This is a genomic window from Nocardioides sp. Z38_18 (genome assembly GCF_058215695.1).
This window is the reverse complement of record NZ_JBZAJE010000002.1, coordinates 622,457-637,757: the sequence shown is the minus strand read 5'-3', so window position 1 is coordinate 637,757 and position 15,301 is coordinate 622,457. Positions and strand designations below refer to the sequence as shown.

At 70.2% G+C, this 15,301-nt stretch carries 13 protein-coding genes and 1 tRNA gene; 9 read left to right on the top strand and 5 right to left on the bottom strand.

Annotated features, from left to right (window positions below; all coding sequences use genetic code 11):
• Positions 1-35: 35 nt before the first annotated feature.
• The 3 genes from AC4BGC_RS14180 to AC4BGC_RS14170 are packed head-to-tail and all read left to right on the top strand — an operon-like array spanning position 36 to position 4,634.
• Positions 36-1,094, top strand: a complete 1,059-nt coding sequence (locus AC4BGC_RS14180; protein ID WP_490556342.1) for a YlbL family protein — start codon at positions 36-38, stop codon at positions 1,092-1,094.
• Positions 1,091-1,639 carry a PPA1309 family protein gene (locus tag AC4BGC_RS14175; protein ID WP_490547776.1) on the top strand — a complete coding sequence of 183 codons (549 nt, stop codon included), beginning with the start codon at positions 1,091-1,093 and terminating at the stop codon, positions 1,637-1,639. The genes AC4BGC_RS14180 and AC4BGC_RS14175 overlap by 4 nt, the downstream gene beginning before the upstream one ends.
• Complete coding sequence (locus AC4BGC_RS14170; RefSeq protein WP_490556341.1) at positions 1,632-4,634, top strand: UPF0182 family membrane protein; 3,003 nt, start codon at positions 1,632-1,634, stop codon at positions 4,632-4,634. The genes AC4BGC_RS14175 and AC4BGC_RS14170 overlap by 8 nt, the downstream gene beginning before the upstream one ends.
• A gap of 63 nt (positions 4,635-4,697) precedes the next feature.
• On the opposite strand, the gene AC4BGC_RS14165 is transcribed toward AC4BGC_RS14170, so the two are convergent.
• From AC4BGC_RS14165 to AC4BGC_RS14155, 3 genes are all read right to left on the bottom strand, one after another.
• A complete protein-coding gene (locus AC4BGC_RS14165; RefSeq protein ID WP_490556340.1) occupies positions 4,698-5,594 on the bottom strand; it encodes an SDR family oxidoreductase in 897 nt (298 codons plus the stop codon).
• Positions 5,591-7,147, bottom strand: a complete 1,557-nt coding sequence (locus tag AC4BGC_RS14160) for an adenylate/guanylate cyclase domain-containing protein (protein WP_490556339.1) — start codon at positions 7,145-7,147, stop codon at positions 5,591-5,593. The genes AC4BGC_RS14165 and AC4BGC_RS14160 overlap by 4 nt, the downstream gene beginning before the upstream one ends.
• Positions 7,148-7,278: 131 nt before the next feature.
• Positions 7,279-8,562, bottom strand: coding sequence for an HNH endonuclease signature motif containing protein (locus AC4BGC_RS14155; RefSeq protein WP_490556338.1), 1,284 nt, complete (start codon positions 8,560-8,562; stop codon positions 7,279-7,281).
• Positions 8,563-8,652: 90 nt separating this feature from the next.
• Between AC4BGC_RS14155 and AC4BGC_RS14150 the strand changes: the two genes are divergently transcribed.
• Entirely contained in the window at positions 8,653-9,144 is a 492-nt protein-coding gene (locus AC4BGC_RS14150; protein ID WP_490556337.1) for an SRPBCC family protein, read from the top strand.
• Positions 9,145-9,162: 18 nt separating this feature from the next.
• The gene (gene smpB, locus AC4BGC_RS14145) at positions 9,163-9,642 is read left to right on the top strand and encodes an SsrA-binding protein SmpB (protein ID WP_490547781.1); all 480 of its coding nucleotides are present in this window, start codon (positions 9,163-9,165) and stop codon (positions 9,640-9,642) included.
• A gap of 21 nt (positions 9,643-9,663) precedes the next feature.
• On the opposite strand, the gene AC4BGC_RS14140 is transcribed toward smpB, so the two are convergent.
• Together AC4BGC_RS14140 and zwf are read right to left on the bottom strand one after the other, a co-directional pair.
• On the bottom strand, positions 9,664-11,499 hold the full coding sequence (locus AC4BGC_RS14140) for a glycoside hydrolase family 15 protein (protein WP_490556336.1): 1,836 nt from the start codon (positions 11,497-11,499) through the stop codon (positions 9,664-9,666).
• A complete protein-coding gene (gene zwf / locus AC4BGC_RS14135) occupies positions 11,492-12,931 on the bottom strand; it encodes a glucose-6-phosphate dehydrogenase (RefSeq protein ID WP_490556335.1) in 1,440 nt (479 codons plus the stop codon). The genes AC4BGC_RS14140 and zwf overlap by 8 nt, the downstream gene beginning before the upstream one ends.
• 90 nt (positions 12,932-13,021) lie before the next feature.
• Between zwf and AC4BGC_RS14130 the strand changes: the two genes are divergently transcribed.
• The 4 genes from AC4BGC_RS14130 (at position 13,022) to AC4BGC_RS14115 (ending at position 15,249) form a co-directional block, all read left to right on the top strand.
• Positions 13,022-13,945: a haloalkane dehalogenase gene (locus AC4BGC_RS14130; protein ID WP_490556334.1), complete on the top strand. Its 924-nt coding sequence runs from the start codon at positions 13,022-13,024 to the stop codon at positions 13,943-13,945.
• Between the two features lie 32 nt (positions 13,946-13,977).
• Positions 13,978-14,051 (top strand) — tRNA-Met (locus tag AC4BGC_RS14125).
• Positions 14,052-14,381: 330 nt separating this feature from the next.
• Positions 14,382-14,942: a hypothetical protein gene (locus tag AC4BGC_RS14120; protein WP_490556333.1), complete on the top strand. Its 561-nt coding sequence runs from the start codon at positions 14,382-14,384 to the stop codon at positions 14,940-14,942.
• A 25-nt stretch (positions 14,943-14,967) separates the two neighbouring features.
• Positions 14,968-15,249, top strand: a complete 282-nt coding sequence (locus AC4BGC_RS14115) for a hypothetical protein (RefSeq protein ID WP_490556332.1) — start codon at positions 14,968-14,970, stop codon at positions 15,247-15,249.
• Positions 15,250-15,301: the final 52 nt, after the last annotated feature.

The window sequence follows — 15,301 nt, the reverse complement described above, 5'->3', positions numbered from 1 at the left end:
GAGGGTGACGCCATGAGCACCCGGGATCGCCGCCGATGAGGCGCCGCACCTGGGCCGCCGTGCTCGCGGTGGTGCTGGTGGTCGGCCTCTCGGTGATCGCGGCCCGCAAGCCGGTGCCGTACGCGACCTTCTCCCCGGGCCCGACGGTCAACGTGCTCGGCAAGAGCGGCAAGGACGAGATCATCACCGTCAAGGGACGCAAGTCCTACCGCGACGACGGGGCGCTGCGCCTGACCACGATCGTCGCGAGCGGCGCCGGCGAGAAGATCAGCATCGCCCAGCTGATCACCGCGTGGATCGACCCCGACCGCGCCGTCTACCCCTACTCCGCCGTGCACGCCCCGACCGACACCCGCGAGAGCGTGCGCGAGGAGTCGGCCGTGCAGATGGTCTCCTCCCAGGACAACGCCGTCGCTGCGGCCCTGGGCGCGATGAACATCCCGTTCACCTCCGCGGTCAAGATCGCCCAGGTGACCAAGGGCGGCCCCGCCGACGGAGAGCTGGAGAACGGTGACCTCCTGGTGTCGGTCAACGGCAAGCAGGTGAACACCCTCGATGAGGTCACCGGGTCGATCCGGCCGCTGAAGGTGGGCTCGGAGGTCACGGTGAAGGTACGCCGCGCCGGCCAGGAGCTGGAGAAGAAGCTGACCACCACTGCCTCGCCGCAGGACAAGAAGCTGAGCGCGCTGCTGGTCTCGATCGCGCCGAGCTATCAATTCCCGTTCGAGGTCGACCTCAACCTCGACGACAACATCGGCGGTCCTTCGGGTGGGCTGATGTTCGCGCTCGGCATCTACGACGTGCTGACCCCCGGCTCCCTGACCGGCGGCAAGGTCATCGCCGGCAGCGGCGAGATCAACGCGGAGGGCAAGGTCGGCGGGATCGGCGGTATCCAGCAGAAGCTGGTCGGCGCCCAGGACGACGGCGCCCGGCTGTTCCTGGTCCCGGCTCAGAACTGCGCCGAGGCCCTCCAGGCAAACTACGACTCCGACACAATGCGAGTCGTGCGGGTGAACACTCTGAAGGAAGCGATCAAGGACGTGCAGGCATGGGTGAAGGACTCCGACGCGAAGATGGCGAGCTGTAGCCGATGAGCAGCACACCGGACGCAGCCAGCGCGCTGGCCGACGTCGTACGTGAGGTGGAGGCGCACGCCGCCCGCGCCGGCTGGGACCAGCCGGCCCACCTGTTCGCCCTCGTGGACACCGCTGACCTCCTCGAGCGCGAGCCGCACCTCGCCGAGCTGCTCGGGGTGGAGGCGCAGGACCAGGCGCTGACCCCGGTCGAGCAGGAGACCACGTCGGGCAGCCTCGAGGAACTGCTGGCCAGTATCCTGTGGCCGTCGGAGGTGGCGGGCTGTGCCGTCGTCCTGGAGGCACTCACGGTGCCCCCCGACGCCGAGCAGGTGCCCAGCGACCCCGAGGCTGCGGCGGCCTATGCCGCTGCCCATCCGGACCGGCAGGAAGCCCGGATCGTGGCCGGCGCCCTGCGCACCGGCGAGAGCTTCTGCGCCATCCGGCAGCGGGCACACGACGAGGACGACATGGTTCTCACCGGACCGGACCTTGTGCCGGCCCTTCTACAGTTGTTGCACACCACCCTCCAACCAGAGCCCGGAGACTTCCCAGAAGATGAGTGAATATTTCGCAGCACAACCCTCAGATGCCCCGGGTGGGGGCAAGCCGGGCGGTCGGCCGCCGGGCCCGGGGTCACGTCCGCGACGTCCGCGCCCGCTGCTGCTCACCGTCATCGTCGTCGGTGCCCTGGTCATGGGCTTCTCGCTGTTCGCGGGGATCTGGACCGACAAGCTGTGGTTCGGCAGCATCGGCTACGGCGGTGTCTTCAGCAAGCTGATCTGGACCCGGGTGCTGCTCTTCGTGGTGTTCGGCGGGCTGATGGCGCTGGTGGTCGCGCTCAACCTGTTCCTCGCCTTCCGGCTGCGGCCCGTGTTCCGGCCGCACTCGCCGGAGCAGGCCAACCTGGAGCGCTACCGCGAGGTGATCACCCCGATGCGGCGGCTGCTCCTGATCGCGGTCAGCCTCATCTTCGGCATCTTCGCCGGCATCTCCGCCACCGGGAAGTGGCGCACGTTCCTGATGTGGAACAACGGCGAGGAGTTCGACAAGGCCGACCCGTACTTCGGCAAGGACATCGGCTTCTACATCTTCGACCTGCCGTGGCTGCACTTCCTGGTCGACTTCTTGATGTCGGCGGTGTTCATCGCGCTGCTGCTGGCCGCGGTGGTGCACTACCTCTACGGCGGCATCCGGCTGCAGTCGGCCAGCGACAAGGTCTCCGGCGCGGCCCTGGCCCAGCTCTCGGCCCTGGCGGGCGTGTTCCTGCTGCTCAAGGGAGCCGACTACTGGCTGGACCGCTTCGACCTCACCTCGCAGGCCGGCGGCCTGGTCACCGGGATGACCTACACCCGGGACAACGCGGTGCTCCCGTCGAAGAACATCTTGATGTTCATCGCGGTGATCTGCGCGTTGCTGTTCTTCGCCAACATCTGGCGGCGCACGTGGCTGCTGCCCGGCGTCGGCCTGGCGCTGTTCGCGATCTCGGCCGTGCTGCTCGGCGCGGTGTGGCCCGGCCTGATGCAGCGCTTCCAGGTCAAGCCCGACGAGCCGGACAAGGAAGCCTCCTACATCGGCAAGAACATCCAGGCGACACGTGCCGCGTTCGGCCTCGAGGACACCGACGTCACCGAGTACGACGCACAGACCAAGCTCTCCCGCACCCAGCTGCGCACCGACGCGGCCTCGCTGCCGGGCATCCGGCTGGTGGATCCGCAGCTGGTCTCGGACACCTTCGAGCAGCTCCAGCAGGTCCGTGGCTACTACAGCGTCCCGGGCGTGCTCGACGTCGACCGCTACCCGATCAACGGCAAGGACCGCGACGTGGTCGTGGCGGCTCGCGAGATGCACCTCGAGGGTCTGCCCGACGCGCAAAAGAAGTGGGCGAACGAGAAGACCGTCTACACCCACGGCTACGGCCTGATCGGTGCCTTCGGCAACCAGAGCGACGCCGAGGACAACCCCGTGCGCGGCGACGGCGAGCCGGTGTGGGCCGAGGAGGACCTGCCTCCCCGTGGTGCCATCTCCGACGCCCAGGGCGACAAGGGCTACCGGCCGCAGATCTACTTCGGTGAGCAGAGCCCGCCGTACTCGATCGTCGGCAAGAAGCCGGGCGGCAAGGACATCGAGCTCGACATCCCCCAGGGTTCCGGTGACCCGGGCCAGTCGAAGACCAACACCTACGACGGCAAGGACGGCGTCGGGGTCGGCAACCTGTTCCGCAAGCTGCTCTACGCGACGCACTTCGGGGACGCCAACATCGTGCTGTCCTCGCGCGTCAACGAGAACAGCAAGATCCTCTACGACCGCTCGCCGCGTGAGCGGGTCCAGAAGGTCGCCCCGTGGCTGACCGTGGACTCCGACGCGCTGCCCGCGGTGGTCGACGGCAAGATCGTCTGGATCCTCGACGGCTACACCACCAGCGACAAGTACCCGCTGGCGGAGAAGAAGTCGCTGCAGGAGATGACCTCCGACGCGATCAACCCGCGCTCGGCGTACGCCACGCTGCCGACCGACCAGATCAACTACATGCGCAACGCGGTCAAGGCGACCGTCGACGCGTACGACGGCACCGTGACCCTCTACGAGTGGGACACCTCCGACCCGATCCTCAAGGTCTGGGAGAAGACGTTCCCCGGTGTGGTGAAGAAGAAGTCGGAGATCCCCGACGGGATCCTGGAGCACATGCGCTACCCCGAGGACCTGTTCAAGGTCCAGCGGGAGATGCTCGCGTCCTACCACGTGCTGGACCCGAAGACCTTCTACGAGGGCAACGACAAGTGGGACGTCCCCCAGGACCCGGTGACCTCCACGCGCAAGCAGCCGCCGTACCGGCTCTCGGTCGCCACCACCTCCGGTGACGCCCCGGTGTTCTCGCTGACCAGCGTCTACGTGCCGCAGAAGAAGCAGAACCTCGCTTCCTACATGTCGGTGGGCGCGGACGCGGCCGACCCGGACACCTACGGCAAGTTCCAGATCCTGCGCCTGCCCGACAACACGCAGGTGCCGGGTCCCGGCCAGATCGCCAACCAGTTCCAGCGTGACGACAAGGTGGCCTCGCAGCTGCTGGCGTTCAAGCGGGCGGACGTGACGGCCAAGTACGGCAACCTGCTCACGCTCCCGGTCGGCAACGGCCTGCTCTACGTGCAGCCGCTGTACACGGTGCGTGAGGGCGGTGCCGGTAACTACCCGGGCCTGACCTTCGTGCTGGTCTCCTTCGGCAAGGAGGTCGGCATCGGACCGACGCTCTCCACCGCGCTCGACGACGTGATCTCGCGGGCCAGTGGCGGCGGTTCGACACCGGTCGACAGTGGTGGCGGTGACTCCGGCGGCGACACCGGCGGCGGGGACACCCAGAACCTCCCGCTGGCTGCGCTGCGACTGCTGCAGCAGGCCGACGAGAAGTTCAAGGAGGCGGACAGCGCCCTCAAGGACGGCAACCTCGAGGCCTACGCCAAGGCGGTGGGTGAGGCGCGCGCGCTCGTGGAGCGTGCCATCTCGGCCAAGCCGGCCGCCACACCGGCGGCTCCCTCCTCGGCTGCGCCGGCTCCGGAGAACTGAGCCGCACCAGCCCCGGCAGTTCGACACGGCCGGTCGTCCCGAGAGGGACGGCCGGCCGTTCGGCTATCCGGGGGCCGGGCCGTCCTCGCTCATCGCGACGTTGCGGGCGCTGGTGGAGCGGCCGAGGCGGCGTACCTCCTGGTCCATCAGCCTCAGGTGGCGCTCCGCGTCGTGGTGGGCGAGCCGCTCACCGAGCGGGGAGTTGACCAGGTTGCGCCCCTGGGCGAGCACCGCGACCCAGCCGGGGACGTAGACGTGGCGCTTGCGTCCGGCGATGGCCCGGACGAAGGCCCGGGCGCAGCGCTCCACCGACGCGGTCCGGTTCATCGGGTAGGGCAGCGCCGCCACCATCGAGCCGAAGGCGCTCAGGTCGCGACTGGCGTCCTGGACCAGGGGAGTGTCGATCCAGGACATGTGCGCGACCCCGACCTCCACCCCGTGGTGGCGGACCTCGAGCCGGAGCGCGTTGCCGAAGTGCTCGACGCCGGCCTTGCTCGCGTTGTACGCCGCGAGTCCCGGCATCGCACCGAACGCGGCCAGCGAGGACACGATCAGGACGTAGCCCCGGCGCTCGATCAGCGAGGGCAGGGCGGCGCGGACGGTGTGGAACACGCCGAGCACGTTGACGTCGAGGGTGCGCCGGAACACTGCCGGGTCGACCTCCAGCACCGAGCCGTAGCTGGTGATGCCGGCGTTGGCCACCACCACGTCGATGCCGCCGAAACGACTCCGCGCGGCCTCGGCCGCGGCCTGCATCGCGGCGAGGTCGCTGACATCCCCGGTGACCGTGAGCACCTCCGCGGTCCCCAGCTCTGCAGCCAGTGCGGTCAGCGGCTCCTCGTCGAGGTCGACCAGCACGAGCCGCGCACCGCGGGCGGCCAGCCGCCGGGCGGTCTGCGCCCCGATGCCGCGGGCGGCCCCGGTGACCAGCACGGTCTTCTCGCGCAGCGACTCGGTCATGACTCTCCTCCGGTCCGATCGGGAACCGCGAGCACCGTCTCGGAGCTGCGGCCGCGCAGCGTGACGGTGTCGTGCTTGGTCCACCTGGCCGCCTCGTCCTCCTCGGCCGCTTCGACGGACTCCCAGGCCACGACCAGGCGACCGTCGATGTGCTTGGCGAGCTCGGTGAGCCGGGCGGCTGCGTTCACGGCGTCGCCGATCACGGTGTACTCGAAGCGGGACTCGTCGCCGACGTTGCCGGCCACTGCCTTCCCGGTGGCGATCCCGATGCCGGCCTCCACGTCGGGGACCTCCTCGGCGAGTCGTCGGGCCATGGCGCGGCCGGCCGCGAGTGCCCTGGTCGCGTGGTCCTCGAGCTCGACCGGCGCGCCGAAGATGGCCAGGGCCGCGTCCCCGATGAACTTGTTCACGAAGCCCTGCTGCCGGTCCACCTCCTCGACGACCACTCCGAAGAACCGGTTGAGCAGGCCGACGACCTCGGCCGGGTCGCGATCTGCCGCCAGGGCGGTGGACTCGATGATGTCGACGAAGAGCACCGAGACCACCCGGGTCTCACCGCCGAGCTCGACCTCGCCGAGTGCCGCTGCCTCCGCGACGTCGCGGCCCACGTGGCGGCCGAACAGGTCGCGCAGGTGCTCCCGGTCGCGCAGTCCGCCGACCATCTGGTTGAACCCAGCCTGGAGCTGGCCCAGCTCGGTGCCGTCGTAGACCTGCACCTCGGCGTCGAGGTTGCCCTCCTCGACCTGCTGCATCGCGTTGCGGACCCCGAACACGGGCGCCACCACCGCGCGGGCGTTGAGCCAGGTGACGAGGAGGCCGAAGCACAGGACGACCGCGCTGAGCACGAGCACGACGATCGCCAGCTTGGTCAGACTGATGTTGTCGCTGCCGGACAGCGCCAGGATCGCCACCACGATCAGCCCCGCGACCGGGGCGCCGGTGCCCAGCCCCCAGAACAGGATCATCCGACGCCGGATCCCGAGGCCGCGCACCCGGAGCCGATCCTCCCCGGAGAGGGCGCGGGCCGCGATCGGGCGCAGGGCGAACTCGCTGAACAGGTAGGCGATCGCGCTCACCACCAGCGACGCGATCCCCACCGTGAGGGCGGTGGTCACCGCACGGTCGGGCTGCAGCAGCGCCGCGAGCAGCGTGAAGAGCGCGGTGGCCCCGAGCCACAGGCCGGCCTGGATCCGGGTCAGGAACCAGGGCACACCCAGGGCGGCCAGCCGCTCGTCGTCGCTGGGAGTCTCGTCGTGGTAGACCCAGTGCAGCGCGCGCAGCGCCCCGGCGGTGCCCCACCCGGCGCCGATCAGGATCGCGACGGCGACGTAGACGGGCACGCCGATCGCCAGTGCCAGCAGGGTGTCGTCCTCCGGCGGGGGACTCGGGATCACCACGGTCGAGAGCACGACCACGATGCCCGCACCGACCAGGTTGGTGGCCACGAGGAGCACGGTGAGCAGCACCTGCACCCGGATCCGCAGGCGGCGAGTGCCCTGGTCCGCCGGCCCGAGCAGCGCCGAGCCGTAGACGCCGGGGTCCCAACGTGTCACGTCGTCCGCCCCTTCGTCGCGATGCTGCAGCCTCGGTAGCGGGCCAAGCCTAGGGGGTACGGCGGATCGACGGGACGGGTTCACATGGTGATCAGCGGCACTCGCGCCAGCGACCGCGCTCGCGGGTGTTCTCACGTGAGTCTGCTGAAGCTGATCGTGCCGTCGGGCAGGTCGCGGTGCCGGTAGCCGGGGTCGTGGATGCGCCGGTGGTGCCAGTGGCACAGCGGGACTGCGTTGTCGAGGTCGGTCCGGCCGCCTGCCGACCAGGGTTCTCGGTGATGGAGCTCGCACCAGGCGTAGGGGCGATCGCAGCCGGCGGCCGCGCAGGTCTGATGCCGCAGCCCGGCGGCGATTCGTTGGCTGGCAGAGAAGAGCCGGGTCTCGCGGCCGAGGTCGAGCGCCACCGAGCCCGAGCCGAGGACGGCGGGCAGCAGACCGGAGGTGCAGGCCAGCCGTCGGGCCTCGCCGGCGGAGAGTGCGCCTGCGGTGTCGAGCCCGGCTGCCTTGAGCGCTCCGGTGAGGGTGTGGTGGTCGATGGTGACGACGACGGTGGCAGCGGTCTTGTGGTGGAGGTGGTCGGTGGGGAGGTGTTCGAGGAGCTCGGTCAGCGCGAGGCCGCGACGGTGGTCCCAGTCGAAGGGTCGGGGCTGGCCCGTGGCTCCCGCGGGGCGGGGGTGGGGCATCCGGCGGGGTGCGGTCATCGACTCGATGGCCTTGCGCAGGAACTCGGCGGCGAGGGTGGGCACGGTGAAGTGACCGGTGGTGGTGCCGTCACCGTTGTCGTGGAGGGTCAGCCTCGACTTGGAGCGGACTGCTTCTTCCTCGGTGTGCAGCAGTTCGTTCTCGTGGGCGTCCACGGCTCCCTGGTCGGGTTCGATGGTCTCCAGGGCGCGGCGGGCGCGGCGGCGGAGCTGGTCGGGGTCGAAGCGTCGGGAGTCGGCGACCAGGGCCTGCTCGACCTGGCGTCGCTGGTCGGTGGTCACTCCGGCGGGCAGCCGACGCTCCGCGTCGATGATGACCGCGGCGTGGGCGGGGGAGAGCAGTCCCTGGTCCAGCGCCTCGGCGGTGGGGTCGTGGTCGCCGGTGGCCAGCTCGCGGGCGAGACCGACTTCGCGTGCGGCGTTGGTGCGGGTGACGGTGGTGTGCTTGGCGACCCAGGCCTCGGTGGCGGCGTACCCGGCGGCGGCGGGCGTCCCGGCCCTGTCGGCGGCGGCGACGATCCTGAGCTTCATCGCAGCGATCCGGCGGGAGGCCCGATCGAGCTCGGCGACCGCTGCTGCGTGCTCCCGGTCGGGCAGGGGAGCGCAGGCGACGGTCTGCAGCCGGTCCAGCACCTCGTGGATCTCGGCCACCCCGGACACGACCGGGTGCGCCGGTGGGCGGCCGGTGTCGGCAGTGGCGAGGAGCTCGGTCATGGCTCCATTCTTGAACGAACCTGTGTTCGATAAAAGAGGGAAATCGAAATCTGTGGAGAACTTCTCGACGCACTCTGTGAGGCTGGGGGCATGAGCGATGAGAGCGACCTGACCCACGCGGAGTCGATCACCGTCGAGGTGCCTGCCGAGGAGCTCTACGACCTCGTCTCCGACGTGACGCGCACGGGCGAGTGGAGCCCCGTGTGCACCGGCTGCTGGTGGGACGACGAGAGCCAGGCGGGCCAGGTGGGCGCGTGGTTCACCGGGCACAACGAGACGCCCCAGCGCACCTGGGAGACGCGGTCCCAGGTGATCGTCGCCGAGCGGGGTCGTGAGTTCGCCTGGCTGGTGGGCGACGGCGGCATGGTGCGGTGGGGCTACCGCCTCGAGCCCGGCCCGGACGGCACCACCACCCTCACCGAGACCTGGCACCTGCTCCCGCGCGGGCTCGAGGTCTTCGCGCAGCGGTACGGCGACGACGCCCCCGCCCAGGTCGAGGACCGCAAGTGGCACGCCCACGACGGGATCCCGAAGACCCTCGCCGCGATCAAGCGCATCGCCGAGTCCTCGACCCCCGGCTGAGCGAGAGAGACTGGGGAGATGAAGAAGCCTGACGCCGAGCCGGTCGTCGCGCGCAACCGCAAGGCACGCCACGACTACCACCTCGAGGACACCTGGGAGGCCGGGATCGTGCTCCAGGGCAGCGAGGTGAAGGCCCTGCGAGCAGGTCGTGCCTCGCTGGTCGACGGGTTCGCGGACGTCGAGAACGGCGAGGTCTGGCTGCACAACGTGCACATCCCGGCATACGAGCAGGCCACGTGGACCAACCACGCGTCGCGGCGCAAGCGCAAGCTGCTGCTGCACCGCGCCCAGATCGACAAGATCGAGCGCCGGGTCAACGAGAGCGGCCTCACGGTGGTGCCGCTGTCGCTCTACTTCAAGGACGGCCGGGCCAAGGTGGAGATCGCGCTGGCCCGGGGCAAGAAGACCTGGGACAAGCGGCACGCGCTCGCGGAGCGGCAGGCGACCCGCGAGGTGGAGCAGGCGGTCGGTCGGCGGCTCAAGGGGATCCCCGACTGAGAGCCGGCCGGGCCGCCGGCCTCAGCCCAGCGCGCGATCCAGGTTGAGCGCGGCGCTGACCAGGCTCAGATGCGTGAACGCCTGCGGGAAGTTGCCGAGCTGCTCCCCGGCCAGGCCGACCTGCTCGGCGTACAGCCCGAGGTGGTTGGCGTAGGTGAACATCTTCTCCAGCGCGAGCCGCGCGTCCTCAAGGCGACCGACGCGGGTGAGCGCCTCGACGTACCAGAACGAGCACAGCGAGAACGTCCCCTCGGTGCCGTCGATCCCGTCGCCGGAGAGGTTCACGTCGTAGCGGAAGACCAGGCTGTCGAAGACCAGCCGGTCCTCGACGGCGGCGAGCGTGGATCGGAAGCGGGGATCGTTGGGCGCGAGGAACTTCACCATCGGCATCAGCAGCACCCCGGCGTCGAGCACGTCGGAGCCGCGGTGCTGCACGAAGGCGTCGATCTCCTCGTTCCAGTGCTCGTCCATGATCCGGCGGTAGATCGCGTCGCGGGCCTCCGCCCAGCGTGAGAGCTCGCCGGGAAGGCCGCGCTGTCGGGAGATGCGCATCATCCGCTCGATCGCGACCCAGCACATCAGCAGGGAGCTGGTGTGGTGCCGTGGCTCCTCGCGGATCTCCCACATGCCGGCGTCCGGGCGATCCCAGTTGTCCATCACCCACTCGATGGTGTGGGTGAGGTCGTCCCATGAGTCGGCGCTGATGCCGCTGCCGTACTTGTTGAACAGGTAGACCGAGTCGATCAGCTCGCCGTAGATGTCGAGCTGAAGCTGCCCGGCGGCGCCGTTGCCGATCCGGACGGGGCGGGAGTCGCGGTAGCCGGCGAGGTGGTCGAGCTCGATCTCCTCGGGCACGTTGCCGTCGATGTCGTAAAGCACCCGCAGCGGGCCCAGCTCGCGGTCGCCGTCCTGGTGCTCACCCATGCGTTCGGAGAGCCAGCGCATGAACGCTTCGGCCTCGTCGGTGAACCCCAGCCGCAGCAGCCCGTAGAGGCTGAACGCCGCGTCCCGGATCCAGACGTAGCGGTAGTCCCAGTTGCGGGTCCCGCCGATCGACTCCGGCAGGCTGGTCGTGGGGGAGGCGACGATGGCGCCGCTGGGCTCGTGGGTGAGCAGCTTGAGCGTCAGGGCGGAGCGGTTCACCATCTCGCGCCACCGCCCCTTGTACGTCGACTGGTCGACCCAGCTGCGCCAGAACGCCGCGGTGCGCGCGAACAGGTGGCCGCTCTCCCCGCTCTCCTCCGGGTTCGGCGGCTGGTCCTCCGCGAGCACCTCCAGGACGAAGAGTCCTTCCTGCCCCTCGTCGAGCGAGAGCTCCGCGGTGACGGTGCCGTCGGTGAGCTCGAACTCGCAGGAGGCGGTCAGGCCCAGCCGCAGACCCCCACCCGTGATCAGCACGCCGCCGTCGAAGCGCTCGGTCTCCGGATGCACCCGGCCGTAGTCCGGGCGTGCGACCAGCTCCATCCGCAGGTTGGTCTTGCCGCGTACGGCGGCCACGCGGCGCACGATGCGCTGTCGGTGGTCGGGGTCGTTCGCCTTCAGCACGGGCATGAAGTCGTGGACCTCGGCGACCCCGCGCTGGGTCATGAACCGGGTCACCAGGATGTTGGAGTCCGGGAAGTAGAACTGGCTGGTGCGGACGTCGTCGTCGAGGGGCTCGATCCGCCAGAACCCGCCCTGCTCGGTGTCCAGCAGGCTGCCGAACACGCTGGGGGAGTCGAAGCGCGGCGCGCAGAACCAGTCGATGGCACCGTCGGTGCCGACCAGTGCGCAGCTGCGCAGGTCGCCGATGAGCCCGTGCTGCGCGATCGGCAGGGGTTCGCCGTGCGCGGGGCTCTCGGTGACGTTCTCAGTCATGCAGGTGCCAGCCACCGGTGGGCAGCTCCAGCGCCGCGTCCGGGCCCCAGGAGCCCGGTGCGTAGGGCTGCGGCTTCGGCGGTGCCTCCAGGACGGGCTGGCAGACCTCCCAGAGGCGCTCGACCTCGTCGGAGCGGGTGAACAGGGTCTGGTCGCCCTCCAGCACGTCGAGCAGCAGCCGCTCGTAGGCCTCCAGCGGCTGGTCCTCCGGCGCCGCCTCGCCCACGTCGAGGCGCATCGTGGCCCCGACCAGGTCGAGACCGGGGCCCGGGCGCTTGGCCCGCAGGTCGACGTAGACCTTGGCGTCGTCGCTGAGCTCGAGCACCAGCTCGTTGCTCGCCCTGTCCCTGTCCGGGCCGTCCTCGAACATCGCCGAGGCCGAGGGCCGGAACCGCAGCGTGATCACCCGGTTCGACTCCGCCATCCTCTTGCCGGTGCGCAGGTGGAACGGGACGTCGCGCCAGCGGTCGTTGTCGACGTACGCCTCGATCGCGACGAAGGTCTCCACCTCGGAGTCGTCGTCGACGTCGTCCTCGTCGCGGTAGCCGTCGTACTGGCCGAAGACGACCTGCGCGGGGTCGAGCGGGCGCAGGTCGCGGAAGACGGCCGACTTGGCGTCCCGGACGGCCTGCTCCTCGAAGCTGCCGGGATCCTCCAGGGCCACGAAGCCGAGCAGCTGGCACAGGTGGGTGGAGATCATGTCGCGCAGGCAGCCGGTGGACTCGTAGAAGCTGCCGCGGCCCTCCATGCCGAGGTCCTCGGGTACGTCGATCTGCACCGACTCCACGCTGCGTCGGTCCCAGGCGGGTTCGAAGAGGCCGTTGGCGAACCGCAGCGCGAGGATGTTCTGCACTGCCTCCTTGCCGATGAAGTGGTCGATCCGGAAGACCTGGTCCTCCTCGACCACCTCCTTGAGGGCCGCGTCGAGGCTGCGGGCGCTCTCGAGGTCGAGGCCGAACGGCTTCTCCAGGACCAGGCGCGCCCGCTCGGTGAGCTTCTCGCGACCGAGCATCGCGACCATGTCCTCCATCACCGACGGCGGGACGGAGAGATAGACGAGCCGGCGGGCATCCTCGCCGAGGTCCTCCTCGGCGGCGCGGACCTTCGCTGCGAGGTCGCTCCCGTCGTCTGCGCCCGAAGCCTGGAACGACACCCGCTCGAGCAGGCCGGACAGCACGTCCTCGTCGAGGTCGTCGACCGAGTCCTCCAGGGCTTCACGGACCTGGTCCCGGAACTCCTCGTCGGTGCCGGGGGAGTGCCGGCCGCTGCCGATGACGGCGTACTCCTCGGGCAGTCGGCCCGCTGCGGCGAGCCGGTAGAGCCCCGGGAAGAGCTTGCGCTTGGCGAGGTCCCCGGTCGCGCCGAAGAGGAGGAGCACGTGCGGCGCGAGCTCGGAGGACTCGCTGGTGGACTCGGGGGTGGTGGCAGACAAGGCCTGTCCTTCGAGGTGGGGGTCGGCGCCTCGGCGCGCGGTGGGTTCGGCGGACTCGTACCCGTCCCGGGTGCCTGCCACACTGCCCGGATGGACACGTTGCGCACTCCGGACAGCCGTTTCGCCGTGATCGAGGGCTTCGACCACGAACCGCGGTACGTGCAGATCGCCGACGGTGAGGGTGGTGAGCTCCGGATCGCGTACGTCGACGCCGGCCCGGTCGACGGACCGGTCGTGCTGCTGCTGCACGGTGAGCCGACGTGGTCCTACCTGTACCGCGAGGTCATCGACTCGCTCACCCAGAGCGGCATCCGGTCGATCGCCGTCGACCTCGTCGGGTTCGGCCGCTCGGACAAGCCCGCGCAGCACAGCGACCACAGCTTCGCGCGGCACGTGGAGTGGGTGCGCTCGCTGGTCTTCGACCACCTCGACCTGCAGGTGGTGACGCTGGTCGGCCAGGACTGGGGCGGCCTGATCGGGCTCCGGCTCGTGGCCGAGCACCCGGACCGGTTCGCTCGTGTCGTCGCGGCCAACACCGGCCTCCCGACGGGCGACTTCGACATGCCCGAGATCTGGTGGGACTTCCGTCGCGCCGTGGAGGGCGCCGACGCGCTGGACATCGGCCGTCTGGTCGCCGCGGGTTGCGTGCGCGGTCTCGCGGACACCGACCGAGCGGCGTACGACGCGCCGTTCCCGGACGAGTCGTTCAAGGCCGCGCCGAAGGTGATGCCGACGCTGGTCCCCACCCGTCCCGACGATCCGGCCACCGAGGCCAACCGGGCGGCGTGGGAGGTGCTGAGCCGCTGGGAGAAGCCGTTCCTGGTCGCGTTCAGCGACAGCGACCCGATCACCGGCGCGATGGCCCCGATCCTGCGCAAGCTCATCCCCGGGACCAGCGGCCTCACCCACCCCGTGATCGCCGGCGCCGGCCACTTCCTGCAGGAGGACGCCGGCCAGCAGCTGGGCCGGGTGGTGGCCGACTTCGTCGCCTCCACGACGCCCGATTTGGAGTAGTCGTCCATGGTCCCGTAACCTGTACTCACCGACGCGGGGTGGAGCAGCTCGGTAGCTCGCTGGGCTCATAACCCAGAGGTCGCAGGTTCAAATCCTGCCCCCGCTACAAACCAGGACTGCGATTCCGGTCTTGAAGATCAGCCCCCCAGGCTCACCTGGGGGGCTGATCGCGTTCCCGGGCCTCCTCCCGCGACCGCCCCGGTGCCCTGGTTGCCCGGGCAGCTGCACCCCTCCTGCCCTCGCACCTGCGGGCTGCACCCCCAGCACCCGGACCGGGTCGTTGACCTGTTCGCGGGCGCAGGCGCCGCGCCCTGCCGGTGGCCGCCGAGGCACCCCCGGAGCACTGGGTGTGCACGACTGCGCAACTTCCGCGTCCGCGCACAGGTCCCGTGCACACGCGGCCACCCGAGCCGCCGCCCGACGGAGCACCCCCGACATGTCCCACCCCCACCTGAGCGCCGAGGACTGGATCCCCCGCGACGACATGGCCACCCTGATGCGCAGGAGCGTCGACACGGTCATACGGGTCTACAAGAAGCACGGCCTGGAGATCCGCACCGACGACACAGGACGGGTTCTCGTCAACGTGGGCCACTACCTCGACCTGGGCGTCATCCACAGCGAGGACCTCACCGCCGGTGCCACACCGGTCGAGGCGGTCGAGGTGCTCCGAGCCCGCGAGACGATCCTGGCCCTGCGGACCGAGTCCGCCGAGCTCACCGGGCGACTCAGCAACACCGACACCCTGGTGCAGACCCTGCGCGAGCAGCTGGTCACCAAGGACAAGCAGCTCGCCAGGCAGGCCGACCAGCTCACCCAGCTCATCTCCCGCCTCGGCACCGTAGGGGGCTCTCGTGAGCGTCGCGACTCCCAGCCGGCAGCTGTGGCTCGCCAGCTCCGGCGGTGTACCGAACGGCAAGGCGCGCGGCACCGGCGCCCAGTCGGCGGAGCAGACCGCCCCGGCCCGGCCCGCGCTCGCGCGGCTGTGCGCAGGTGAGGCGCTGCTCCTGCAGGACGACGACGTGGATCTGGTCGACCTCGTCAACCGCGCAAGCGAGATCGTCGAGGATCTGCTGCTCGAGGACGTGGACCCCGACGACTACCAACTGGCCGAGGTGCTTGTGGAGTTCCTGTGCAACCGCTACGGGATCCAGCGCCACGGCAAGGGCGATCGGATGACGACACTCGCCTCCACCTACCGCCGCTACCTGATCCCGTTTCTGGTCGAGCTCGCCCACAGCCGCGCCCCCGGTCGCCGCGGAGTCGCCCACCGCCACCGAAACCGCGCATTCGCCTGCGCCTAGCACTCGCCGTGCCGGACACGCCGAAGATCTGTTGCGGCGTAACGCCTCCCGA